Here is a 23149-nt window from a genome sequence, read left to right as displayed (position 1 = left end):
AGGCTCCCTCATCCGGGCCCGCGACACGGCGAATTGGCACTATTAGGGATGCCTAACCTAAGCTCCGGGTGGTGATCCAGACGTACCTCCTCGCCCTCAAGCCGACCGACTCGGTCTCCGAGGGCTTCCTCCCCGCCGCACGCCGGCTCGGACTGCGTGTCACTCTGCTGACGGACCAGCCGGAGGCGCACCGGGCGCGCCATCCCGACATCGAGGTACTGGTCTGCGACGTCCGTGACCACCACGCCGTCATCAGCGCGATCGCGGAACGCACCCGGTCGGGGGCCCGCGCCCCCGCGGCGGTGTTCAGCAACAGCGATCACCTCCAGACCCAGACCGCCCTGGCCGCGGACTACTTCGGTCTGCCGGGCAAGAGCTGGCACACCACGCTCCGCACCAAGGACAAGGCGCTCATGCGGCGCCACCTGGCAGCCGCGGGCGCCGACACCGTACGTTCGGCCGAACTCGCCCCGGGGCAGGAACCCACCGGTCCGTTGGGCGACGTGCCCTTCCCCTGTGTGGTGAAACCACGTGAGGGCGTGGCGAGCGAGGACGTGTTCTGTGTCGGGAACGCCGAGGAACTTTCCCGGCGCTGCGACGAGATCCGTGCGCGCAGGCCCGGCGCGGCACTGGTCGTCGAGGAGTATCTGAAGGGCGAACTGCACACCCTGGAAACCCTGGGTGACGGTGAGCGGCTCCACGTCCTCGGCGGATTCCGCACCGAGTTGTCCCCGCTCCCGTACTTCATCGAGGAGCGCATGTCCTTCGTCGCCTCACGGCCGCCGTCCGTGGAGGACCAGGTGCTCCGCCAACTGGGCGCACTGGGCGTGGGTTTCGGCGCCTGCCACACCGAGTTCGTGGTCGACGACGGCCGGGTGCGACTGATCGAGGTCAACTACCGGGCCATCGGAGACCAGTGCGATCTCCTGCTGGCCGAACTGCTCGGCATCCCGCTCTTCGAGCACATCCTGCGGACGCACCTGGGCGAGGCGCTGCCCGGGGACCTCGGGGCGCGCACCGACGGGGCCGCGCGGCTCGACTACCCCTGCGCCGATCGCGCCGGCACGCTCGCGGCCGCTCCCGGCCCGGCCGATCTGACCCTCGGAGACGTGAAGCTGACGTACCGTCCCGTCCGCGAGGTCGGGGAGCGGCTCGAACTCCATCACACCAACCGCGACTTCCTCGGGATCGTCAGAGCCGTCGGCCGGCGACAGGAATCCGTGGACCGGGTGGTGGCCGACTTCCTCGCCCGGCAGAGCTGGGAGATCACGCCGTGACCGTCAAGGGCGCACCGGGCGCCGCCTCCGCCGGTACACCGGGTGAGGGCGCCCTGGTGACGAGCGTCCTCAGCACGCTGCTGCGCGAGGACGTCGTCGGACTGCGCTCGCGTGGTACGGCACATGAGCGGGCGGACGGTACCTGGCTGCGGCTGGGGACCGGAGACCGCGACGCTCTCCTGATGCCCGTGTCCGCCGCCCGGCCCGGCTTCCAGTGCACGCTCGAAGCCCGTCTGCCTCTGCTGCGACGCGAGTCCGACGGAGTGGACCTGGCCGACATCGACAGCATCATGACCGTTCTCGCGGGCCTCGCCGACCCGGTCGACCGCGACGGCTTCGACGCCTTCGCGACCGAATGGCGACAGGCTCTGGCGGTGCTCCGACTGCACAACGCCACCCGCGACGAGGTGAACGCACAGCTCACCGACACCTACGGCCCCGACCCGGCGCGCTGGACGGGCCCGGCCGCGGGACTCGCCTTCGACACGCTGGCCGCGCGCACCGACCACCCCGTGTATCCGACAGGACGGAGCCGATCCTGCCTCACCGAGGGCGAACTGCGGTCCTACGCACCCGAGTTCCACCAGCGGTTTACGCTGCGCTGGCTGGCCGTACCGCGGGATCGCCTCACCGTGCACGGTGAGGCCGACCGGCTCGCGTGGCCCGCACCGTCGTCGCTCGGACTGCCGCCCGGACTCGACGACACGCATCGAGCCATCCCGGTCCACCCGCTGACGGCCGGCGGCCCCCTGCGGCAGGCACTGGCCGACACCGGGCACGACACCCATCTCGCCCGGACGCCGTACCTGGAGGTCCTGCCGACCCTGTCGATGCGCACCGTGGCACTCACCGCAGACCCCGGCATCCATCTCAAGCTGCCCCTGGCCACCGCCACACTCGGCCGGCTCAACCGTCGCACCATCAAATCCGGCACCCTCACCGACGGAGCGGCTGTGGGGCGTCTCCTGGAAACCGTGATCGGACGCACTCCTCGTTTCCGGGACACCGTCCTCATCGCGGACGAGTCGGTGTTCGTCCACGCCGGCCATGAGCTGCTCGCCGTACTCGTACGCCGCTACCCGGCCGGGCTCGGCGAGACGACCGTCGTGCCGATGGCCGCACTGCTCAGCCCGTCCCCGGGTGGCGGGCTCATCATCGACCGGCTCGCCGACCGCTTCTACAGCGGCGATCCGGTCGCACTCCTCGACGCCGCCCTCACCCTTCTCCTCGACTGGCAGACCACGCTGTTCGGACACGGCATCGCCCTCGAATCCCACCAGCAGAACATCTCGCTGCTGCTCGACCGGGACAGCGGACGCACCCGGCTGAGGCTGCTGTTCAAGGACAACGACGGCCCCCGCGTCAACGCGGCCCGGATGCGGGAGTCGCTGGGCCAAGGCGCCCCGGCGCAGGAGGAGTTCGACGACACCAGAATCCTCACGGACAGCGACGGGCCGGCCCTGGACCTCTTCACCACCATCACCGTCCATCTGTGCGCGGGCGCCTACGCGTTCGGTCTCGCCCGGTACGGGCGCGCCCCCCTCGACGACCTGCTCAGTCTCGTCCGCGACCGCCTGGCCGAAGCGTGCGAGCGCCTCGGCACCGGTCCCGGGCAGCCGGGAGCCGTTCTGCGTGCCCATGTGCTCGATTCCACGGACCTGCCCGTCAAGGCGATGGTCACGGCAGGCACACTTCTGTCCAAGGACAGATCGGGGGCGTCGGACATCAACAAGCACTACAGCACGGGCCCCAACTATCTGCTGCGGGGAGCGTGACCTGCGATGACCAGCACCTCCCCGGACCGTCCCGCCCATTCGCCCGAGCCGCCGAGCGGACTTCCCACGGCCGACGAGGCCGTGGCGCACACCCTCCTCAACTGTCTGCTGCGCGAGGTGTCGGGACCCGAGCACCAGACGGCCGTCATCGACGGCCGCCTGCTGCTGCGGCTGCCAAGACGCGGGGTACTGCTTCGCGTGGCGCTGCGCCGGACGTCACTCATCGGCGCCCACCGCTTCACCGGGCCGGTCGCCGAGGAGACCGGTGCCGGCTGGTCCCCGGTCGGCTGGCGGCAGCTGGCCGAGTACGTACAGTCCGAACTGTCCCTGCGCACCGGCGCGTCCAACGACGAGTTCCTGGACCAGATGGCCGCAGGACACCGCGGAGTCGCCGCCGCGCTCTCCGCCCGCGTCCCCCGCTCGCGGGCGCCGCACGGGGACCCGCTCGCCGCCTACCTCGCCTCCGAGCAGTCGCTCGTCCTCGGTCATCGCTTCCACCCCACACCGAAGGCGCACAGCGGCGACCCGGGGGCCTGGGCCTCCTTCGCCCCGGAGGCGGGCGGGTCCTTTCCGCTCCGTCTGCTGGCCGTACGGAGCGAACTGATCGCGCAGGAGTGCGCCGAACCCGGCGCCACCGATCCGCTGGACCGGCTGGGAACCGTCCCCGAGGGGTACCGGCTGCTCCCCGCCCACCCGTGGCAGTACGACCAGCTCGCCGCACACCCCGCTCTGCGAGCGGCCCTCGGACGGGCAGACATCCTCGATCTCGGCACCGGGGAGCGGCGGTTCACTCCGACGGCCTCGGTCCGCACCCTCTACGACGGCGACACGTTCCTGAAGTTCAGCCTCAACATCCGCATCACCAACTGCGTGCGGAAGAACGCCCATTACGAACTCTCCGGTGCGGTGGCGCTCACCCGGCTCCTCGGTCCCGTCTTCGGCGATCTCGCCACGCGCTTCCCCGGCTCGGGCATGCTCCGGGAACCCGCATACCGCAGCGTCGCCCTGCCCGGCCCGGACGGCTCCGCCGACCGTGCGCTGCTGGAGGGCTTCGGCGTCATCGTCAGGGAAGGACTCGGCCGTCATCTGCGGCCCGGTGTCACGCCCCTGCTCGCCGCCGCGGTCGCCGACGAGTATCCGTCCGGGCCCGGTCATGTCTCCGGCCTGTCCGCAGCCACGGACCCCACGGCCGCTCTCGCCTGGTGGCGCGACTACCTGCGGCTGCTCGTCCCACCCGTTCTCGCCGCCTACTTCGACCACGGGGTCGTCCTCGAACCCCATCTGCAGAACGTGGTGGTCGGGGTGGACACCGACGGCAGGCCCGCCCAGATACTCTTCCGCGACCTGGAGGGGACCAAGCTGGTTGCCGAGCACCACGCCCGCCCGCTCGCCGCCCTGCCCGCCGAGGTCGCCGGGCCCCTCACCTATGACGCCCGGCGCGGCTGGGACCGTGTCGTCTACTGCCTGATCGTCAATCACATCGCGGAGATGCTCGCCGCCCTCGCCGACCTGCATCCGCAGACCGAGGCCGCCCTGTGGTCGCTCGTCCGGCGCACGCTCACGGAGTACGCCGACGAGCACGGGTGCCCGCCCCGGCTGAGCGCCCTGCTGGCAGGCGTACCGCTGCCCGCCAAGGCGAACCTGCTCGCCCGCTGGGAGCGTGCGGCGGACCGCGACGCCGGCTATGTCCGGCTGCCCTCGCCCCTCGCCGAGGACGTGCTGTCCGAGGCGACCCGGGCCGACGCCCACCGGAGTTCCCGATGACCCTGCTGACCGACGCCGTTCGCGACCTCGCGCTGTCGCTTCCCGCCGACCGTCTGCCGGCGTATGTGTACGACCTCGACGCACTGCGGGAGCACGCGGCCTTCGTGCGGTCGGTCCTGCCGGAACGCGTCGAGCTGTACTACGCGGCCAAGGCCAACCCGGAAGCGGAGATCCTGACCGCTCTCGCTCCGTACACGGACGGCTTCGAGGTCTCCTCTGGCGGTGAACTCGCCCATGTCGCACGCGCTGTCCCGGGGCACGCGCTCGCCTTCGGAGGTCCCGGCAAGACCCCCGCGGAGATCGAATCCGCCCTGCTGCTCGGCGTGGAACGGTTTCATGTCGAGAGCGCCTACGAACTCCGCATGCTCGCGGACCTCGCCGAACGCCTGGTCCCCCGGGCCCGCATCGGTGTCCTGCTCCGCTTCAACCTGCCGGTTCCCGCGGAGTACCTGGAGACGAGCGCCCTGGCGATGGGCGGCAGACCCGCGCCGTTCGGGATCGACCCGTCGCAGGCCGACGGCCTGGTCCGCCAGTTGACGGACGGCAGCCTCGCGCAACTCGAACTGCGCGGAGTGCACGCCCATTTGGCCAGCGGCCTGACGGCGCGGCAGCAACTCGCCGTCACCGAGACCGTCGTCGGCTGGGCGACGGAACTCGTCACGCGCCACGGCATCGCGCTGCGGGAGGTCAACGTGGGCGGTGGGATGACCGTCGACTACGCCGTACCGGACGTCCGGTTCGACTGGGCCGCCTACGGCACCGGTCTCGCCCGCGTCGCGGACGATCACCCCGGCCTGCTGCTGCGCGTCGAACCCGGCCGCGCCCTCACCGCTTACTGCGGCTGGTACGCCACCGACGTGCTGGATGTGAAACACAGCCACGGGGAGAACTTCGCGGTCGTGCGCGGCGGGACCCACCATCTGCGCACCCCCGCCACCAAGGGGCACGACCAGCCCTGCGCCGTCCTTCCCCTCGACACCTGGCCGCACTCTTGGCCACGGGCCGCGGTGGGGCGCGGTCCGGTCACCTTCGTGGGTCAGCTCTGCACGCCGAAGGACGTCCTCGCGCGCGAGGTGCCCACGGCAGGACTGCGGTCCGGGGACAGGGTGGTGTTCGCGCTGGCCGGGGCGTACGCGTGGAACATCTCGCACCACGACTTCCTGATGCATCCCCGTCCGGGCTTCCACTTCCTGGGCACGGCCGTGGTTCCCCCGCGTGCGCCGGGAGCCGCCGAGTCGTCGGCCGGCGTGCGCGGGTAGATTCCGGCGTGAGCGGGTCGCGTAGGCACGGGACACGCTCGGCCGCCCGCCGAGGCGGTCCGGCACGAGTGAGGAGATGGTGACGGTGGTCGCCGAGGGATCGGATCCGCAGCGGGTGACACTGGGGACCTGGCCGACGCCGCTGGAGGCCGCGCCGCGGCTGGCCCGCGCGCTGGGTCTGGGCGACGGTGACCTCCTGGTCAAGCGCGACGACCTCATCGGGCTCGGAGGCGGCGGCAACAAGGTCCGCAAGCTCGAATGGACCTGCGGCGCGGCGCGGGCCGCCGGTGCCACCGTCCTGGTGACCACCGGAGCACCGCAGAGCAACCACGCACGGCTGACCGCGGCCGCCGGTGCGCGGCTGGGACTGGATGTCGTCCTGGTGCTGGCCAGGACGGCCGCCTCGTCGGCCTCGGGAAACCTGGCGCTCGACGGCCTCTTCGGCGCCCGTGTCGTCTGGGCCGGTGACGCCGACGCGCAGCAACTCGCCGCCACGGCCGGCGAGGTGGCCGAGCGACTGAAGAAGGACGGGGCGGTCCCCTCGCTCATCCCGTTCGGCGGTTCCAGCGTGCTCGGAGCGCGCGGCTACACCCTCTGCGGACAGGAACTCCTGGCCCAGGCACCCGGGCTGGCCCATGTCGTCGTCGCCGCCGGCTCCGGCGGAACCATGGCGGGCCTCGTCGGCGCGCTGGGAGCCGAGCGAGTTCTGGGTGTCCATGTCGGCGCGGTCGCGGACCCGGCCGCCACCGTTGCCGGGCTGGTCTCCGGTCTCCTGGAGACCCCCTGCGATCCGGCCGCACTCCGCATCCGGACCGATCAGGTCGGCGCCGGGTACAGCACGCTGACGGAGCCGGTCATGGCCGCGCTGACGCTGGCGGGCCGCACGGAGGGGCTGGTGCTTGACCCGATCTACACCGGCCGGGCGATGGCCGGGCTGGTGGCGGCGGTCGAGGGCCGTGACATCGTCGCCGGGCAGCGCACGGTCTTCCTGCACACCGGTGGGATGCCGGGCCTCTTCGGCCACGCGGCGACGATCGCCCGGGCGGAAGCGGCACTGGCCTGAGGGCCGCGTTCGTCGTTCCGGCCCGATCCGCGGGAAAGCCCTTAGGGTCGGCACATGCTGTACGAGCACCGCGGCAGACAGCCCGTCGTCCCTGAGTCCGCCTACGTCGCACCCTCCGCCGTCCTGTGCGGAGCGGTCGTCCTGGGCGAGCGCGCACGCGTGTTGCACGGCGCCGTCCTCACCGCCGAGGACGGCGAGGTACGCGTCGGCGCGGACGTGGTGGTGATGGAGAACGCCCTGGTCCGCGGACGGGCCGAGCACCCGGCCGTCATCGGTGACGCGGTCCTGATCGGCCCGCACGCCCACATCAACGGTGCGGTCGTCGAGGACGAGGTATTCGTGGCCACGGGTGTCTCGATGTTCCCCGGCTCCGTGGCCGGGACGGGCTCCGAACTGAGGATCAACAGCATTCTCCAGGTCAACTCGCGGCTCCGTCCCGCGACGGTCCTCCCCATCGGCTGGATCGCGGTCGGGGATCCGGCCGAACTGTTCTCACCGGACCGGCACGACGAACTGTGGGAGGTCCAGCGAGGGCTCGACTTCCCGGGCACCGTCTACGGGCTGCCGCGCGACGCCTCCATGCGCGAGGTGATGGCGCGTCAGTCACGTTTCTACGGCGCCCACACGGACGATCGCCGCATCGACGGCTGACGGCTGACGGCTGACGGCTGACGGCTGACGGCGTCCCCGGCCACGTGCCCGGCCTTGGCACCGATGCGCCGAAAACACAAGGAACTCAAGCTGTACGGCGGTCGGCATGTCGTCGAAAGTCTCCTCCACCACGTCGACTTCACCAGCCAGTCCGCACCCGCGGACCGATGCGGAGGACATCACGCATGCTCGCGATCAGCAGACACCTGAGGTTTGCACGAGCCGCCGCGACTGCCACGGCACTCACCGCACTGGGAGTGCTCGCGCTCCCCGGCGCCGGACACGCGGCACCCGATCGGGCGCCGGCCCAGGGGCCGTTCACGCCCTCGTACTCGATGCGGTACACGACCTCGTACCAGGAGCCGGACCGGCTCGACGAGCCGGTCCGGACCACCGGTTGCCGCAGGACACCGGTGGTGCCGCCGGGTGTCACGACCGCGCAGGAGATGGAGTCCGGGGGTGTGACCCGGACCTACACCGTCCACCTGCCGAAGCGCTACGACCCCCGGCGCAGCCCCCCGGTGGTCCTCTCCTTCCACGGCCACAAGCGCACGTCGCAGTGGCAGGAGGAGCTTTCCGGCTTCTCGGCCCTCGACACGATCGCGGTCTACCCGCAGGGCCTGATCGGCACCGACGGGGAGTCCGCCTGGCAGGGCGCACCGTACTCGGCCCCGGTGGACGACGTCCGCTTCACCAGCGACCTTCTCGACCGGCTGCAAAGGCAGTTCTGCGTGGACAACCAGCGCATCTACGCTGCCGGAAAGTCGAACGGGGGAGGCTTCGTCGGCGTCCTGGCCTGCCGCATGCCGGGTCGGATAGCGGCCTTCGCCCCGGTGGCCGGCGCGTACTACCCGCAGAGCGGACCGTGCGAGCCGTCCCGCCCCGCCTCGGTGATCGTCTTCCACGGCACGGCCGACGCGACCATTCCGTACGAGGGGAACCCGGCCAAGGGTCTTCCCGCGCTGCCCGACTGGCTCGCGGACCGGGCCGGGCTCAACGGATGCCGACCCGAAGCGAAGTCCTCCCGCCCCCACCCGCAGGTGGAGGTCCAGCGCTGGACCGGGTGCGACACGTCGTCGCGCCTCGTGCACTACCGCGTCGAAGGTGCCGGGCATGTGTGGCCCAGCACCGGTCCCAACAATGACTCGGCCACGCCCACGGTGATCGACGCGACCCCCGTGATCTGGAAGTTCTTCCGGGGCAGCTCGCTGAGGCGCTGACCGGTTCGGATCACCGAGACGCGCGGCCGGGGCGGTACGGGATGCCGCCCCGGCCGCGCGGCCGCGAACGGACCGGTACGGCAGTCGACGAGGCGCGGGCCCGGACCGTCGCAGCTCACGACGTCCGGCCTCAGGGCGCCCATGAGCGCCCGGCCTCAGGACATCCGCCCGTCCGCGTCGACGGACTGCTGCCGACCGCTCTCCGGCCGCGCCGCACCACCGGTGCCGCCGTCGTCACCGGCGAGGTGCGGTGGTGACGAGAGGATCTCCAGCAAGGGGGCGATGTCCCGGTGCTCCTCCGCGGGATGCCGAAACCGGCCGCCTCGCAGCTCGTACTTGTTCCGCCGGCCCTCACGCCTGCGAGAGAGGTAGCCGGCCTCCTCGAGATCGGCGATCACGGCCTGCACGGTCCGCTCGGTCAGCTGCAGTGCCACGGCGAGATCGCGGATCCGGGCCCACGGATCGCGGGAGATGGCCGAAAGCACGCGCGCATGGCTGGTGAGAAAGGTCCATGTGCTGCGGGGCCCCGGTGCTTCTTCCATGGCTTCATCGTACGACGCGCCATGCATGTTTCCCAGTACGTGAAATGAGATTCCGGTATCTCTTGACGTGTGTTGGCGAACGGCCCAACATGAATGACGAGAGCATTCCGTTCAAGGGAGTGGACCGATGGCATCCCCTTCCAGCGGTTACGGGGACCGGGCACCGGACCGGCAGGGCAGCGGTCCGGCCTGCGACGGCCGCCTCGCGGTCACGGTGGCCATGGGTGAGAGTGGGCGTTCCCGCGTTGTCGTCGTGGGCGAGATCGACCTCGAGGAAGCTCCTGCTCTCCGGGTGGCGCTCGACTCCGCCCTCGACGCGGCCACCGGCCTGGACCTCGACCTGACCCGCGTCTCGTTCTGTGACTGCTCGTGTCTTCGCGTCCTGATGGAGGTCCACTACGCGGCGCTCGCCTCGGGCCGGACCGTGGCCGTGACCGAGGCAAGCGGCTGCGTGTGGCGGCTGCTCGACCTGACCGGCACCGGCGAACTGCTCGCCGCGGCAGGCAGCGGCCCCCTGACCGGCGCGGGAGACCAGGAGGGCGGCGTCTGACCGGGGTCGCGTCAGCCGGCGACCGCGTGAGCGCGTCGTCGAAGCGGCCGCCGACACGGTCGATTGGTCTGCGGGCGGCGGTGTCTCCATCCGAGCGGTGCGAGGCCGCCCGGGTCGGCGCTGTACCGCCACTTCGGGGACGAGGAGGGCCTGTTGTCGGGCGGTGGTGGACCGCGGGTGGGCCCGAATCCTTGCAGGGGCCGTCGTGCCACCACCGGGCCCGTCCCTGCGCAATCGGCACGGGAGCCCTAAGCCGCCGCGCCCCCGCCGTCCTTCTCCCCGGTGTGCTTCAGCGCCATCCGCGCGTCCACCACGCCCGCCGTGAGCGACGCCCAGTACGGGTGTGTGCTGACCGTCACCGAGAGGTCGAGGATCCGCCGCCGGAAGTCCTCCACCTGCGCGAGCTCCTCGGCGGTGTATCCAGGGCTGGCCGGGAACGACACCACGCGTTCGTTGAGCATCTGCTTCTCGCTCGTCCAGCCCGGTTCCGGCGTCACCGACCACGGAAGCCTTCGGCACAGCGCCCTGTACTCCGCCTGTGCCTGGTGCAGCTCCAGCTGCGCGTCACGGAGGTCGTCGGGGAAGTCGTACTTTTCGGCCACAGCAGAATGGTACGCCTGTTCGATTTTGAATGGCGAGTGCCGTGCCGTGATGTCGCCCGGGAGTGTCACCGGGCGGTTCACCTGGCCTCATGTCGCCAACGCTGTGGTCCAGTCGCGGGGCCGGTCGCAGGCGCGTGTCGAACGTGTCCCCGCCCGTCAGCCCGTCCCCGCGGCGGCCACGACGCGCGCCTCCTCCCCGGCCACCACCTCCCCCATCACGCTGACCGGTAGAGACGAATTGGACGCCGCCCCCTCCACCACGCGCCAGTCGTCGTCCGCGAACAGGTCGGCAATGACCGGCGGGGGCAAGGCCGCATGGCCGGCGGCCAGGCGTCGTGCCTTCTTGTCCGTCAGGCAGGCGATCAGTGCCGCGGCCGGGGCGTCCGCGCGCCCCGCGATCGCGATGAGTGCCTTGCGGGCCGGCGGGCTGTGCCGCGCGAGGTCCGCGAGCAGTTTCGGTGACGCGTCCGGGTTGGTGGCCACCCCGGCGACGACCTGGACGCCATGGGCAGCGACCATCGCCCGCAGCTGGGTGTCGGTGAGGCCGGGATGCGGCGCCACGGCCTTGACCACCTTGGCGTCGGGATCAGTGGCGAGTGCGTCCCGGATCGCGGGCGGCAGGTCGCGACGTTCGGCCGACAGCATCCGTACGGCCGCAGCCGGCGACGCGCTCACCTCCTCCACCTCTGCCGCCGAGGCGGTGGCGATCCGCGGCAGCAGTACCGGGCCGACCCCGACGAGATCCGCCAATTGCTTGAGCACGTCGAGGGGTATCTGCGGATGGTGCAGGAGCCGGCGCCGGACGTCGTAGCCCGTGTCCGCTGCCAGGGCGCGGATGAAGGGCTCGCCGAGCGACGGATTCCCGGCGAGTTCACCCCGCACCCCGGGATCGGGGTCGGCGGCCAGCCGCGCGCACACCTCCGGCGACAGGTCGGTGCGGGCGGCCAGTTCGCGGCGCATCAGCACGGAGGGATGGTCGGCGAATCCCGTGAGTGCTTCGATCGGTGTGGCCGGGTTCTGGAGCGCGGCCAGCTGTGTGTCGTACACCGTGGACTCGTGGGAGCCGTCGCACGAAGCGCCCGCCCGGAGGTCGCAGTCGGGTCGCGGGCAGTACGGGTCGTGCACGAACGGGATCTCTTCGCGGTCGCAGACCAGACACCGTTCGGCGGGAACCGTGCAGGCGCCCGCGGCCATTTCTGCCAGCACGGCCGGTGGTGTCGCCTCGTTGGCCGCCACTGCCCGGCGAATCTCGGCGTGCGGATGTCCGGCCAGCCGGGTGGCCGTCTCCGCCGTCGTGAACAGCGCCAGCTCCTCGATGACATCCAGATCCGGGTCCGCGGCCAGTCTTGCCGTCACATCCGGCGGCAGATCCGGGCAGGAGGCGAGCGCCCAGCGTCGCCGGGCGTCGGCGTCCTCCGCGAAGCGACGTGCCCACTCGGGCCGGCCGACACCTGCGTCGAGCAGGGCGAGCGCGGCCCGCGGCCGAGTCGCCGGGTCGATGTCGGCGGCGGTCAGACCGCCGCCGTGGACGAGCATCGCTGCGTCGTCGTCGCAGCGTGCGGCGAGCGCGAGCGTCTGAGCGTGGCTGAGGTCCGTGCGGCGGGCGAGGGCTTCGGCGAGATCGTCGGCCGCATCCGCGCACCCATGCCCGTCCGCGATCGTGATCAACCGGTCGGTCAGATCCGACGGCAGGGACGGGTTGGTGGCGATCCCGAGCAGCAGGTGGTTCACGGTCACATCCTGCCCGTGCGGCCGGGGAGAAGCCCCTGGATTACCGCTCCCGCCCACGGCTCCGGTCGGCCGTGGCACCTTCAGGGCCCCGGAGGAGACTAGTTGGATCCTTGGTCAACGTAAATCTGTCATGGCCAATGTAGACATGAAGGCTTTGCCCGGGTAAGGTTCCCCAGCGGCCGACGCCGGGGAGCGGCGGTCGGCAGGGGGGCGGAAGCATACTGGTGACCTCTGAGCTCCGGTGCCGGGCGGCGCCGGAGCTCTTTGTGGGTGTCGCGCGCGCTGAGCTAGCCTTTGACGAATTTCCATGCAGCAGAATCCGCGCAGGTTGCGTGGGTTCTCCGGCGGATTGTGAAGAACTGGAACGAGGTTGGCATGGTTGAGAAGTCCGTATCGCGTCCCGCGGGGGGCGGGGCCGCGCGCGGCACGGGCAAGGTCGGAGAACCCGAACTGCGCCAGTTGCTGGTCGGGTTGACCGCGGTCCGTGACGGAGACTTCGGCACCCGCCTTCCCGACGAGGCCGACGGACTGCTCGGGGACATCGCCACCGTCTTCAACGGCATGGTGGACCAGCTCTCGCTCTTCACGTCCGAAGTGACCCGCGTGGCCCGGGAGGTGGGCACCGAGGGAACGCTCGGCGGTCAGGCCGAGGTGCCCGGCGTCTCCGGCACCTGGGCGGACCTCACCGACTCGGTGAACGCCATGGCCGGCAATCTCACCACACAGGTCCGGGACATCGCCCAGGTCGCCACGGCGGTCGCCAAGGGTGACCTCTCGCAGAAGATCGACGTCGACGCCCGCGGGGAGATCCTGGAGCTGAAGGACACCGTCAACACGATGGTCGACCAGCTCTCGGCGTTCGCCGACGAGGTCACGCGTATGGCTCGCGACGTGGGCAGCGAGGGCCGCCTCGGCGGTCAGGCCGAGGTGCCCGGTGTCGGCGGGGTGTGGCGGGACCTGACGGATTCGGTCAACTTCATGGCCGGCAACCTGACCAACCAGGTCCGCAACATCGCCCAGGTCACGACCGCGGTCGCCGAGGGCGATCTCTCGCAGAAGATCACCGTCGATGCGCGCGGCGAGATCCTGGAGCTGAAGAACACCATCAACACGATGGTCGACCAGCTCTCCGCGTTCGCGGGTGAGGTCACGCGTATGGCGCGCGAGGTGGGTACGGACGGCCGCCTCGGTGGCCAGGCCGAGGTGCCGGGCGTCGGCGGGGTGTGGCGGGACCTGACGGATTCGGTCAACTTCATGGCCGGAAACCTCACGGCCCAGGTCCGCTCGATCGCCCAGGTGGCCACCGCAGTGGCCGAGGGCGATCTCTCGCAGAAGATCAACGTCACGGCCCGCGGCGAGATCCTGGAGCTGAAGAACACCATCAACACGATGGTCGACCAGCTCTCGGCCTTCGCCGACGAGGTGACCCGCGTGGCCCGCGAAGTGGGTACGGAGGGCAACCTCGGCGGGCAGGCGACCGTCCGCGGTGTCTCCGGCACCTGGAAGGACCTCACCGACAACGTCAACGTCATGGCGTCCAACCTCACGGGCCAGGTCCGCTCCATCGCCCAGGTCGCCGCGGCCGTCGCCCGCGGTGACCTGTCGCAGAAGATCACCATCGAGGCCAAGGGCGAGGTCGCCGCGCTCGCCGGCGTCATCAACACCATGGTCGACACCCTGTCCGCGTTCGCGGACGAGGTGACCCGGGTGGCCCGCGAGGTGGGCACCGAGGGGCGGCTCGGCGGGCAGGCGCGCGTGCCCAACGTGGCCGGCACCTGGAAGGACCTCACCGACAACGTCAACTCGATGGCGAACAACCTCACCAACCAGGTCCGCAACATCGCCCTGGTCACCACCGCCGTCGCCAACGGCGATCTGTCGAAGAAGATCGACGTCGACGCCCGAGGCGAGATCCTCGCGCTGAAGACCACCATCAACACCATGGTCGACCAGCTGTCCTCGTTCGCGGCCGAGGTCACCCGGGTGGCCCGCGAGGTCGGCAGCGAGGGCCGCCTCGGCGGTCAGGCCGAGGTCGAAGGCGTCTCGGGCATGTGGAAGCGCCTGACCGAGAACGTGAACGAGCTGGCCGGGAACCTCACCCGCCAGGTCCGGGCCATCGCCGAAGTCACCAGCGCGGTCGCCGAGGGCGACCTGACCCGGTCCATCACCGTCGACGCCTCCGGTGAGGTCGCCGAACTCAAGGACAACATCAACTCGATGGTGGGGTCCCTGCGCGAGACGACACGGGCCAACCAGGAACAGGACTGGCTCAAGACCAACCTCGCGAGAATCTCCGGTCTGATGCAGGGCCACCGCGACCTCGCCGTGGTCGCCGAGAACATCATGGACGAGCTCACCCCGCTGGTGAACGCCCAGTACGGCGCGTTCTATCTCGCCGTCGACGGCCGGCAGGGCACCGAACTGACCCTGGTCAGCGCCTACGGCCGCCCCGCGGGATCCTTCGAGGTCACCCGGTTCGCGCTGGGGGAGTCCCTGGTCGGCCAGGCGGCCCGAAGCCGCCGGGTGATCGCCGCGGACGGTGTGCCCGGTGACTATGTGACCCTCTCCTCAGGCCTGGGCAGTACCGCGCCGGGCAGTCTGATCGTGCTGCCCATCCTGGTCGAGGAACAGGTCCTCGGCGTCATCGAACTCGCCTCCTTCACCGCCTTCACCGCCCTCCACCGCGACTTCCTCGAACGGCTCATGGCGACCGTGGGCGTGAACGTGAGCACCATCGTCGCCAATGCCCGCACCGACGAGCTGCTGGGCGAGTCCCAGCGCCTGGCGGGCGAGCTCCAGGCCCGCTCCGAGGAACTCCAGGTCCAGCAGGAGGAGTTGCAGCGTTCCAACGCCGAACTGGAGGAGAAGGCGGCGCTGCTGGTCGAGCAGAACCGGGACATCGAGGCCAAGAACCTGGAGATCGAACAGGCCAGGGGAGAGCTGGAGACCCGCGCCCAGCAGCTCTCGCTCACCTCGAAGTACAAATCGGAGTTCCTGGCCAACATGAGCCATGAGCTGCGTACGCCGCTCAACAGCCTCTTGATCCTGGCCCAGTTGCTGTCCCAGAACCCCACCAGGAACCTCACGCCCAAGCAGGTCGAGTACGCGGGCATCATCCACTCCGCGGGCTCCGACCTCCTCCAGCTGATCAACGACATCCTGGACCTGTCCAAGGTCGAGGCCGGCAAGATGGACATCAACCCCGAACGGGTGTCCCTGCGCCGGCTGCTGGAGTACGTCGAGGCCACGTTCCGGCCGCTGACTTCCCAGAAGAGCCTCAACTTCACCGTCACCACGGCTCCCGGCGCGCCGGCCGACCTGCTCACGGACGACTCCCGGCTGCGTCAGGTGCTGCGCAATCTGCTGTCCAACGCGGTCAAGTTCACCGAACGGGGCAGCGTCGAGCTGAGGATCGAACCGGCCGTGGACAGCGAACTGCCGCGGGCCCTTCCCCGTGGCGGCCCGGTCGTCGCGTTCCGCGTCCGGGACACCGGGATCGGCATCGCCGAGCAGCAACTGGAGGCGATCTTCGGCGCCTTCCAGCAGGCCGACGGCACCACCAGCCGCAAGTACGGCGGCACCGGGCTCGGGCTCTCCATCAGCCGCGAGATCGCGTATCTGCTCGGCGGCGCCGTCACGGCCGAGAGCACGCCGGGCCAGGGCAGCACCTTCACGCTGTACCTGCCCGTGACCCACACCGAGTTCAAGGACGGCGCCGTGCCCCGCCAGATCGGTGCGGAGCCGTACGGTGAAAAGACCGTCGAGCCCGGTGCCCGGCCCGCTCGTATCGCCATCGAGGCGCCCCCGCGCCGCCGGCGCCTGCTGGTCATCGAGGAGCGCCCCCGCGGGCTGATGTCGCTGGTCACCGAGAGCGTCGTGGCCGAGTTCAGCGGCGGACGCGAACTGGCCGACCCGCGCGCGACGGTCGACGTCATCGGCACGGTCGGAGCCCAGGAAGCGGCCGCCGCACTGGCGGCCGAGGCATGCCACTGTGTCGTGCTCGACCTGGACATGCCCGACGGCGAGGCCTTCCGCTTCCTGGAGGCGATGGACGGCGACCCGGCGCTGCGCAACGTACCGGTGCTGGCCCACAACAACCGCCGGCTGGATGCGGCCCAGGAGCGCATGCTCCAGACACGCGCCGAGAACCGCCCCCTCGAACTGCTTTCCAGCCTGGACGAGTTGAGGGAGCGCATCGCGCTGTACCTGTCGGCGGACCAGCCGGGCGACGTCCTGCCGCTGAAGCGGCTCGAGGAAGCGGCGCACACCTCTCCGCACGACACGGACGCCACTCTCGCCGGGCGCACGGTCCTCGTCGTCGACGACGACGCGCGCAACCTCTACGCGCTCAGCGGCATCCTGGAACTCCACGGCATCCAGGTCCTGCACGCCGAGAACGGCCGCAAGGGCATCGACACCCTCGCCGAGCACCCCGGCATCGACCTCATCCTGATGGACGTGATGATGCCGGAGATGGACGGTTACGCGGCCACCGCGGAGATCCGGCGCATGCCGGCGCACAGCAGCCTGCCCATCATCGCGGTGACCGCCAAGGCGATGCCGGGCGACCGCGAGAAGTGCCTGGCCGCCGGAGCGACCGACTACGTCACCAAGCCCCTGGACGCCAACGACCTGATCGCCTGCGTCCGCCGGTGGGTCACCACCTAGGTCCTGTCCGCCGCCGGGCGGAACCTCCCGCCCACGACGCCCGTCTCTTCATGTCGCCCAGGAGCAGCGGTACGTGAACACTCAGCCACCCGGTGAGCCGGGCCGCAACGACGGTCTGCCGGGACACGCCCCCGGCGCCGTGCCCGCGGCCCGGGGCGGCGATCTCGCCGCGGCCCGCACCGTGGGCCCGGCTCCGGACGCGGACGACCGTTCGTCCACGGTCGGACGGCTGGCCGCGACCGTCGACCGGCTCCGCAAGGAGGTGCAGGCGGCCCACGCCGCTGCGGACGGGCGTGCGCTGATCGAGCTCGCCAAGGGCATGCTGGTCGAGCGGCTGCGCTGTGGTCCCGCCGAGGCGGCCCGGCAGCTCGCGGAGCTGGCCGACCAGGCCGGCCTGTCACAGCTGGAGCTGGCCGCCGACATCATCAACGAGGCGGCGCGCGACCGGCTCTCCGAAGCGGTCGGGGACTTCGTCGCGATGACGGGCGCCACGGCCACGCCACCGGGCGACACCGGCCGGTCCGCCGCGGTACGGCTGCGAACCGCCGAGAGCGCGGCCCTGGCCGCCGACGACACCCAGGCCGTCGCCGAATCGCTCCTGGAGCACGCCCTCATCCCTCTCGGTGCCACCGCCGTCGCCGTCTGGTCAGCCGGCCACGACGGCTCCCTCACCCTCGCGGGCCACGCCGGCTTCCCCACCGAGGAGGCCGGACGCTGGCGCTATGTGCCGCCCGGCGTGGCGACCGTGGCACGCCAGGCGCTGGCGGAGCGCCGGACCGTGTGGCTGCGGGAGTTCGCCGAGGCCGGCGTGCCGTCCATCCACGACGACCCCACCACGGACGGCGGGCGCGTCGCCGTACCCGCCGGCACCGGGGGCCGCATCCTCGGCGTGCTGGAGATCTGCTGGCCCCACCATCTGCCCCCGCAACCGCCGCAGATCCAGCGCCAGGTGGAGGCGCTGGCCGAACTCTGCGCCCACACACTGGGTTCGCACCCGCTGCCCGTTCCCGGCTCCCCGCCCGCCGCGAGCCCGCTCCAGCAGGACCTCGCCGAACTGGTCGACCTCGTCGACGGCCTCCACGACCCGGCCCTCGTCCTGCTGCCCCACCTCGACACCGAAGGCCACCTCGCCGACTTCCGGATCCACCACACCAACCGCAACTTCGTCGATCCGGCCGGGCGCCCCCGAGGGGCCGTGGCCAGGACGCTGATGCTGGAGGCCTACCCCATGGCCGCCGGTGACGGAGGCCTGTTCGAGCAGGCCGAGCGGGTGTGGGCCACGGGCGAGGCGTTCCGCGCCTCCCGGATGGCCCTCACCGCGCTGGTGGACCAGGTCCCGCTGGAAGCCGTCGCCGACGTCGGCATCAGCAGGCACGGCGGCGCGGTGCTCCTCATCTGGCGGGTCGAGGACCAGGCGGCCCGGCTCGCCAGTCTGCTCCAGCACGCTCAACGCCTGGGCCGCATAGGAGGATTCGAGGAGAACACCGTCACCGGGGAGATCACCTGGAACGAGCAGCTCAGCAGCCTCTACGGACTGCCGTCCACCGCCGCGCCCGTCTCACTGGAGCAACTGCCCGCGCACGCCCACCCCGACGACGCGGTCGCCATCGGACGCTTCCTGCGGACCCTGCTGCACAAGCGGCGGCCCGCTTCCACCGCCTTCCGGCTGCAACGCCCCGACGGGGTCACCCGGCACGTCCGCGTCATCGCCGAACCGGTGCTGGACCCCGCCGCCCGGCTCCTCGCCGTACGCGGCGCCTACCAGGACATCTCGTCGCAGCACTGGACCGAGGTCGCCCTGGCCGCGACACGCGACCAACTGGCCCACACTGAGCAGGAGTCGGCCGAACGCAACCGGCTCGCCCTGCAGCTCCAGCACGCGATCATGCCGCCCGCACGCGGTCCGCTCGACGCCCCCGGTCTGCGCGTCGGAGTCCGCTACCGGCCCGCGGAGACCGAGCACCTGGTCGGCGGTGACTGGTACGACGCCTTCGTCCTGCCGTCCAAGCAGGTCCTGGTCTGCGTGGGCGACATCGCGGGGCACGGCATCGAAGCGGCCACGAGCATGATCGTGCTGCGCAACGCGCTGCGCGGTCTCGCCGTCACCGGCGCAGGACCGGCGCAGCTGCTGACCTGGCTCAACATCGTGGCCCACCATCTGACCGAACAGGTCACGGCCACGGCCGTCTGCGGACTGTACGACCCGGACCGCCGCACCCTGCGCTGGGCCCGGGCCGGGCATCTGCCGCCCGTGCTCGTGAGCGGTGAGACGACCGCCAACCTGCCGCTCATCAAGGGCATGCTCCTCGGCGCCGTCGCACAGGCGGTGTACGAGGAGGGAGAGGTCCAGCTGGAGATCGGCGACACCCTGCTGATGTACACGGACGGACTGGTCGAGCGCAGGGACTCCTCGCTCCAGGACTCCCTGCGGCATCTGATCGTCACCGCGGGACTCGCCACCCCCTCGCTGGAGCACCGGCTGGACCGGCTGCTCACGCACAGCAGGGCGGATACCGACGACGACACCTGCGTCGTCGGTATCCAGGTGGAGTGACCGCCGGGCCGCTGCTGAACAGCCGGGAGCCGGCGGCCGCTACTGTGCGGGTTTCACGTCGTCGGTGCCGAGCCCGCGCTCGACCTCGCTCTGGTCCTGGAGCTTGCGCGCCTTCTCCTGCAGCCGCTGCCGCCTTCGCGGGTCCGTCGACTGCTCAGCGGCTTCACTCAGCTGCTGTGCCTTGTCTCGCATCTGCTGGGCTCGGCCGGATTCACCTGCAATGCTCATCGTCACTCCTGCTCAGGCCGTGGTGGGACTACTGCCGCGCGGGCGTACTCCGAGATAGCTCTCCGCCAGACGTACCGCCTCGAGGGCGGTGCGCCGGCCCATCAGGACGCACAACGTGGTTGCGGCATCCCGAAAGCTCGCGCTGATCTCGGCATCGGCCGGGTTGCGCAGCATGCGGCGTTCCTGAAGACGGTAGTTGCTCAGAAGCTCGGCGACCACAGGTTCGTTCGGCATCAGCATCAAGACCTCCCCGGACGCGGGTCTGATCCATTCTTCGCCCGGCTGCCCCCGCTTCGCCATTCGAGACCGCGATCAACCGACACGGAGCGTCAGTCGGGCGGCGGCGGAGGCGGCGGATGACGGTCCACACCAGGCGCGGCCCCGGGCCACACCAGCAGCACCGGACACGGAGCGTGATCGACGACGAACCGGGGGGCGGGGCCGAGGCTGCGGGGGCCCAGGCGACGCCGGTCCCCGTCCCTGGCGCAGACGAGCAGATCGGCACCCTCGGCCGCGGAGACGACCTCACGCTCCACGCGGCCGTGCGCGACACGGCGCTCGGCGGGTCTGCCGAGGCGCTCAGCGGTCCGGTCCAGCAGTTCGGCGGCGGCGGCCGCCGAGAGGGCCGCCACCTGAGCGCTGGGGTCGCGTTCCGAGTGGCCGCGGCCGAGCAGACCCGCGAACGCCCCGTGAGCGGCCTCGGCCACGTCGTCGCCGGTGACGTACAGCAAGGTCACATCGGCCCCGGCGGGAACCTGCGCCCGGGCGGCGTCCACGCACGCCTGCCACGTGCCCTCCGTGATCGGCGAGCAGCAGGGCGACGGAGAGGATCTCGGCGACGACGGAGTTCAGGGCTACCCCAGGGAGCGGGAGGGCGCATCGGCGATCACACCGCTCAGCATCGTACGTGGGCGGCGACTCCGTCGCCGACCGCGCTCGGTCTTGCATCCGGTACCCGGGTACGGGTTTACCGTCGAAGAAGACGCGCCGCACAAGGGGAGTGCGCGCAGCACGGAAGAGGGTGCGGACATGACCATGTGGGTGCCGGAGGCCTGCACGCTGCCGACGACGGAGCAGCCGCTGCGGCTCGGGGAGTTCGACGCCCTGTTCGCCCGCTCGCTGCACCGCGTCGAGCGGGCGGAGCCCGCTTCGGTGCGGCTGGTTCTCGACCCCGCGGCCGACGGACCGGCGCGCGACCTCGCCCGGCGGGAGAGTGCCTGCTGCTCGTTCTTCACCTTCGCTTTCACCGAGTCGCACGACGGCCGGCTGGTGATGGAGGTGACGGCGCCCGCCGCGTACGCCGACGTCGTGGACGCGCTCGCGGACCGGGCCGACGGAGCCGCGGGCCGGGCCGGGCGGGAGCGTCATGACGACGCAGTCTGCGCAGCGGCCAGGTCGCCGAGGCGCCCGGAGTGAATCCCCAGACCCTGGGACGGCGGTGGGCTGCGAGGATCTGACGGTATGTGCGGCGAGCCCGGGATGCCCGTTGCCTTTCACGAATGTGGCGGAGCAGACCTGACGGAGGGGGAACGCGGTGCGGGCGAGTGCTGAGCACACCGGGGGCGGTAGCGGCGATTCGTGTCTGGCGTGCGACCTGATCGCCGGCACCGAGCCGCTGCCGGGCGGGACGATCAGCCGGACCGGTCTCTGGACCGTCGAACACTGCGTGGGGCCGCTCGGCCTCGGCACTCTGGTGGTCAAGCCGCTCAGGCACGTCGTGCACGTCGCGGACCTCACCGCCGAGGAGTCCGCCGAACTGGGCCCGCTGCTGCGCCGGACCAGTGAGGCCGTCACCGCGGTGACGAGCCCCGAGCAGGTCTACGTCTGTCTCTGGTCGCACACCGGCCGCGTACCCGGCCACATCCACTTCGTGGTCCAGCCCGCCCGCGCCGACGAGATGGCCCGGCACGACGCCCACGGTCCTGCGCTCCAGGTCGCCATGTTCGCAGCCGCCCGTGTACCCGGCGAGGTGGACGTGGCGGACGTCTGCGACCGCCTGCGCGCGGTCATGGCCGAGCCGGCCCGGTGACTCCTGTCGGGCCTGTCCGCGGACCAGGCCCTGGCTTGGATCGCGCGCCCGTCGCGGCGCGCAGCCGTGAACTGTGGGACATCCCCGGCGAGTAGGACAGCGGCCCGTTTGCCGGATCGGCAACATCCGTCGCCCCGCCGCCCTCCGCCCCGGCATGATCGTGGGCGGCGGCGGTGCGCCGGCCGCCGAACAGACGCAGACGTTCCCGGGGAGGAACCATGTCGCAGCCCAACGACACATCCGCGCCGCCGACCGATGAGGCCGTACACCGCCTGGTGGACGTTCCGGGCGGTCGAATCCACCTGGTGGAACAGGGCAGCGGCCCGCTCGTCCTCATGGTCCACGGGTTCCCCGAGTCGTGGTACTCCTGGCGCCACCAGCTCCCCGCACTGGCCGCCGGGGGGTTCCGCGCCGTCGCGATCGACGTCCGCGGCTACGGACGTTCCTCGAAGCCCCGCGCCGTGGACGCGTACCGGATGCTCGCCCATGTCGCCGACAACGTCGGCGTCGTACACGCCCTCGGTGAGGAGACCGCGACGATCGTCGGCCACGACTGGGGCTCGCCCATCGCCTCCAACTCGGCCTTGCTCCGTCCCGACGTCTTCACCGCCGCCGCCCTGCTCAGCGTGCCGTACGCACCGCGGGGCGGCGGGCGGCCGACGGAACTCTTCGCCCAGTTCGGCGGGGCGGCCGAGTTCTACATGAGCTATTTCCAGGCGCCGGGCCGCGCCGAGTCGGAGATCGAACCCGACGTACGGGGCTGGCTCGCCGGGTTCTACGCCGCGCTCTCCGGCGACACCGCACCGGCGGGCGGTGACGGCAGTCTGTTCTTCGTCCCGCCGGGGGCGCGCCTGCGCGACCGCTTCACCGGTGACGTCCGGCCGCCCTGGCTCACCGAGACCGATCTCGACGTCTACGCCGAGGAGTTCGAGCGGTCCGGCCTGACCGGAGGGCTCAACCGGTACCGCAACATCGACCGGGACTGGGAGGACCTGGCCGCCTGGGACGGCGCGCCGCTCACCCAGCCCTCGCTGTTCATCGGCGGCGAACGCGACGCCTCCATCGCCTGGCTGGCGGACGCCATCAAGGCCTTCCCGGCGACACTGCCGGGCCTGGTCTCGTCGCACATCATCGAAGGCTGCGGCCACTGGATCCAGCAGGAACGGGCGGACGAGGTCAACCGTTTGCTGGTGGACTGGCTGACGACGGTGCGCCGCGACGCCTGACGCGGCCCGC

The 23149-nt window shown here is 71.3% G+C and carries 19 protein-coding genes; 13 read left to right on the top strand and 6 right to left on the bottom strand.

Annotation, left to right across the window (positions count from 1 at the left end):
* Positions 1 to 74: 74 nt before the first annotated feature.
* The 7 genes from ABTX78_RS09840 to ABTX78_RS09810 all read left to right on the top strand — a co-directional run bounded on the left by ABTX78_RS09840 (position 75) and on the right by ABTX78_RS09810 (position 9009).
* Positions 75 to 1277 (top strand): ATP-grasp domain-containing protein, encoded by a 1203-nt coding sequence (locus tag ABTX78_RS09840; protein WP_352206307.1) that lies wholly within the window; start codon positions 75 to 77, stop codon positions 1275 to 1277.
* Positions 1274 to 3052: an IucA/IucC family protein gene (locus ABTX78_RS09835; protein ID WP_352206257.1), complete on the top strand. Its 1779-nt coding sequence runs from the start codon at positions 1274 to 1276 to the stop codon at positions 3050 to 3052. The genes ABTX78_RS09840 and ABTX78_RS09835 overlap by 4 nt, the downstream gene beginning before the upstream one ends.
* Before the next feature lie 6 nt (positions 3053 to 3058).
* Positions 3059 to 4816, top strand: a complete 1758-nt coding sequence (locus ABTX78_RS09830) for an IucA/IucC family protein (RefSeq protein ID WP_352206256.1) — start codon at positions 3059 to 3061, stop codon at positions 4814 to 4816.
* A complete protein-coding gene (locus ABTX78_RS09825; RefSeq protein WP_352206255.1) occupies positions 4813 to 6075 on the top strand; it encodes a type III PLP-dependent enzyme in 1263 nt (420 codons plus the stop codon). Before ABTX78_RS09830 ends, ABTX78_RS09825 begins: the two co-directional genes overlap by 4 nt.
* A 76-nt stretch (positions 6076 to 6151) precedes the next feature.
* Positions 6152 to 7138: a pyridoxal-phosphate dependent enzyme gene (locus tag ABTX78_RS09820; RefSeq protein WP_352206254.1), complete on the top strand. Its 987-nt coding sequence runs from the start codon at positions 6152 to 6154 to the stop codon at positions 7136 to 7138.
* 54 nt (positions 7139 to 7192) lie between these two features.
* A complete protein-coding gene (locus ABTX78_RS09815; protein ID WP_352206253.1) occupies positions 7193 to 7789 on the top strand; it encodes a gamma carbonic anhydrase family protein in 597 nt (198 codons plus the stop codon).
* Between the two features lie 185 nt (positions 7790 to 7974).
* On the top strand, positions 7975 to 9009 hold the full coding sequence (locus ABTX78_RS09810) for a CE1 family esterase (protein ID WP_352206252.1): 1035 nt from the start codon (positions 7975 to 7977) through the stop codon (positions 9007 to 9009).
* 155 nt (positions 9010 to 9164) lie between these two features.
* Here the strand turns inward: ABTX78_RS09810 and ABTX78_RS09805 are convergent, their stop codons facing one another.
* Positions 9165 to 9551 carry a helix-turn-helix transcriptional regulator gene (locus ABTX78_RS09805; protein WP_352206251.1) on the bottom strand — a complete coding sequence of 129 codons (387 nt, stop codon included), beginning with the start codon at positions 9549 to 9551 and terminating at the stop codon, positions 9165 to 9167.
* Between the two features lie 127 nt (positions 9552 to 9678).
* On the opposite strand from ABTX78_RS09805, the gene ABTX78_RS09800 reads away from it, so the two are divergent.
* Complete coding sequence (locus ABTX78_RS09800) at positions 9679 to 10101, top strand: STAS domain-containing protein (RefSeq protein WP_352206250.1); 423 nt, start codon at positions 9679 to 9681, stop codon at positions 10099 to 10101.
* 248 nt (positions 10102 to 10349) lie between these two features.
* On the opposite strand, the gene ABTX78_RS09795 is transcribed toward ABTX78_RS09800, so the two are convergent.
* Together ABTX78_RS09795 and ABTX78_RS09790 are read right to left on the bottom strand one after the other, a co-directional pair.
* Positions 10350 to 10703 carry a DUF8825 domain-containing protein gene (locus ABTX78_RS09795; protein WP_352206249.1) on the bottom strand — a complete coding sequence of 118 codons (354 nt, stop codon included), beginning with the start codon at positions 10701 to 10703 and terminating at the stop codon, positions 10350 to 10352.
* Positions 10704 to 10859: 156 nt separating this feature from the next.
* A complete protein-coding gene (locus ABTX78_RS09790; RefSeq protein WP_352206248.1) occupies positions 10860 to 12434 on the bottom strand; it encodes a hypothetical protein in 1575 nt (524 codons plus the stop codon).
* Positions 12435 to 12809: 375 nt separating this feature from the next.
* On the opposite strand from ABTX78_RS09790, the gene ABTX78_RS09785 reads away from it, so the two are divergent.
* Together ABTX78_RS09785 and ABTX78_RS09780 are read left to right on the top strand one after the other, a co-directional pair.
* Complete coding sequence (locus ABTX78_RS09785; protein WP_352206247.1) at positions 12810 to 17102, top strand: hybrid sensor histidine kinase/response regulator; 4293 nt, start codon at positions 12810 to 12812, stop codon at positions 17100 to 17102.
* Positions 17103 to 17175: 73 nt separating this feature from the next.
* Positions 17176 to 19656, top strand: coding sequence for a SpoIIE family protein phosphatase (locus ABTX78_RS09780; RefSeq protein ID WP_502993823.1), 2481 nt, complete (start codon positions 17176 to 17178; stop codon positions 19654 to 19656).
* Between the two features lie 39 nt (positions 19657 to 19695).
* Here ABTX78_RS09780 and ABTX78_RS09775 read toward each other — a convergent pair whose 3' ends face one another.
* From ABTX78_RS09775 to ABTX78_RS09765, 3 genes are all read right to left on the bottom strand, one after another.
* Positions 19696 to 19884, bottom strand: a complete 189-nt coding sequence (locus ABTX78_RS09775) for a DUF6381 family protein (RefSeq protein WP_352206246.1) — start codon at positions 19882 to 19884, stop codon at positions 19696 to 19698.
* Positions 19885 to 19896: 12 nt separating this feature from the next.
* A complete protein-coding gene (locus tag ABTX78_RS09770) occupies positions 19897 to 20118 on the bottom strand; it encodes a DUF5133 domain-containing protein (protein WP_352206245.1) in 222 nt (73 codons plus the stop codon).
* A gap of 95 nt (positions 20119 to 20213) precedes the next feature.
* Positions 20214 to 20660 (bottom strand): universal stress protein, encoded by a 447-nt coding sequence (locus ABTX78_RS09765; RefSeq protein ID WP_352206244.1) that lies wholly within the window; start codon positions 20658 to 20660, stop codon positions 20214 to 20216.
* Between the two features lie 253 nt (positions 20661 to 20913).
* Between ABTX78_RS09765 and ABTX78_RS09760 the strand changes: the two genes are divergently transcribed.
* From ABTX78_RS09760 to ABTX78_RS09750, 3 genes are all read left to right on the top strand, one after another.
* Positions 20914 to 21300: a hypothetical protein gene (locus ABTX78_RS09760; RefSeq protein ID WP_352206243.1), complete on the top strand. Its 387-nt coding sequence runs from the start codon at positions 20914 to 20916 to the stop codon at positions 21298 to 21300.
* A 118-nt stretch (positions 21301 to 21418) separates the two neighbouring features.
* Entirely contained in the window at positions 21419 to 21913 is a 495-nt protein-coding gene (locus ABTX78_RS09755; protein WP_352206242.1) for an HIT family protein, read from the top strand.
* Positions 21914 to 22131: 218 nt separating this feature from the next.
* Complete coding sequence (locus tag ABTX78_RS09750; protein ID WP_352206241.1) at positions 22132 to 23139, top strand: alpha/beta fold hydrolase; 1008 nt, start codon at positions 22132 to 22134, stop codon at positions 23137 to 23139.
* Positions 23140 to 23149: the final 10 nt, after the last annotated feature.

The sequence above is a fragment of the Streptomyces sp. NPDC096193 genome, assembly GCF_040302905.1.
In the GTDB taxonomy this organism is placed as follows: Bacteria; Actinomycetota; Actinomycetes; order Streptomycetales; family Streptomycetaceae; genus Streptomyces.
The sequence above is the reverse complement of the archived record's forward strand: the minus strand, read 5'-3'. Positions and strand labels throughout refer to the sequence as shown.

Excerpts from the sequence above, each read along its gene's own strand:
- ABTX78_RS09830 (WP_352206256.1), top strand. The coding sequence starts at position 3,059 with ATGACCAGCACCTCCCCGGACCGTCCCGCCCATTCGCCCGAGCCGCCG.
- ABTX78_RS09825 (WP_352206255.1), top strand. The coding sequence starts at position 4,813 with ATGACCCTGCTGACCGACGCCGTTCGCGACCTCGCGCTGTCGCTTCCC.
- ABTX78_RS09820 (WP_352206254.1), top strand. The coding sequence starts at position 6,152 with ATGGTGACGGTGGTCGCCGAGGGATCGGATCCGCAGCGGGTGACACTG.
- ABTX78_RS09815 (WP_352206253.1), top strand. The coding sequence starts at position 7,193 with ATGCTGTACGAGCACCGCGGCAGACAGCCCGTCGTCCCTGAGTCCGCC.
- ABTX78_RS09810 (WP_352206252.1), top strand. The coding sequence starts at position 7,975 with ATGCTCGCGATCAGCAGACACCTGAGGTTTGCACGAGCCGCCGCGACT.
- ABTX78_RS09805 (WP_352206251.1), bottom strand. The coding sequence starts at position 9,551 with ATGGAAGAAGCACCGGGGCCCCGCAGCACATGGACCTTTCTCACCAGC.
- ABTX78_RS09800 (WP_352206250.1), top strand. The coding sequence starts at position 9,679 with ATGGCATCCCCTTCCAGCGGTTACGGGGACCGGGCACCGGACCGGCAG.
- ABTX78_RS09785 (WP_352206247.1), top strand. The coding sequence starts at position 12,810 with ATGGTTGAGAAGTCCGTATCGCGTCCCGCGGGGGGCGGGGCCGCGCGC.
- ABTX78_RS09775 (WP_352206246.1), bottom strand. The coding sequence starts at position 19,884 with ATGAGCATTGCAGGTGAATCCGGCCGAGCCCAGCAGATGCGAGACAAG.
- ABTX78_RS09770 (WP_352206245.1), bottom strand. The coding sequence starts at position 20,118 with ATGCCGAACGAACCTGTGGTCGCCGAGCTTCTGAGCAACTACCGTCTT.
- ABTX78_RS09760 (WP_352206243.1), top strand. The coding sequence starts at position 20,914 with ATGACCATGTGGGTGCCGGAGGCCTGCACGCTGCCGACGACGGAGCAG.
- ABTX78_RS09750 (WP_352206241.1), top strand. The coding sequence starts at position 22,132 with ATGTCGCAGCCCAACGACACATCCGCGCCGCCGACCGATGAGGCCGTA.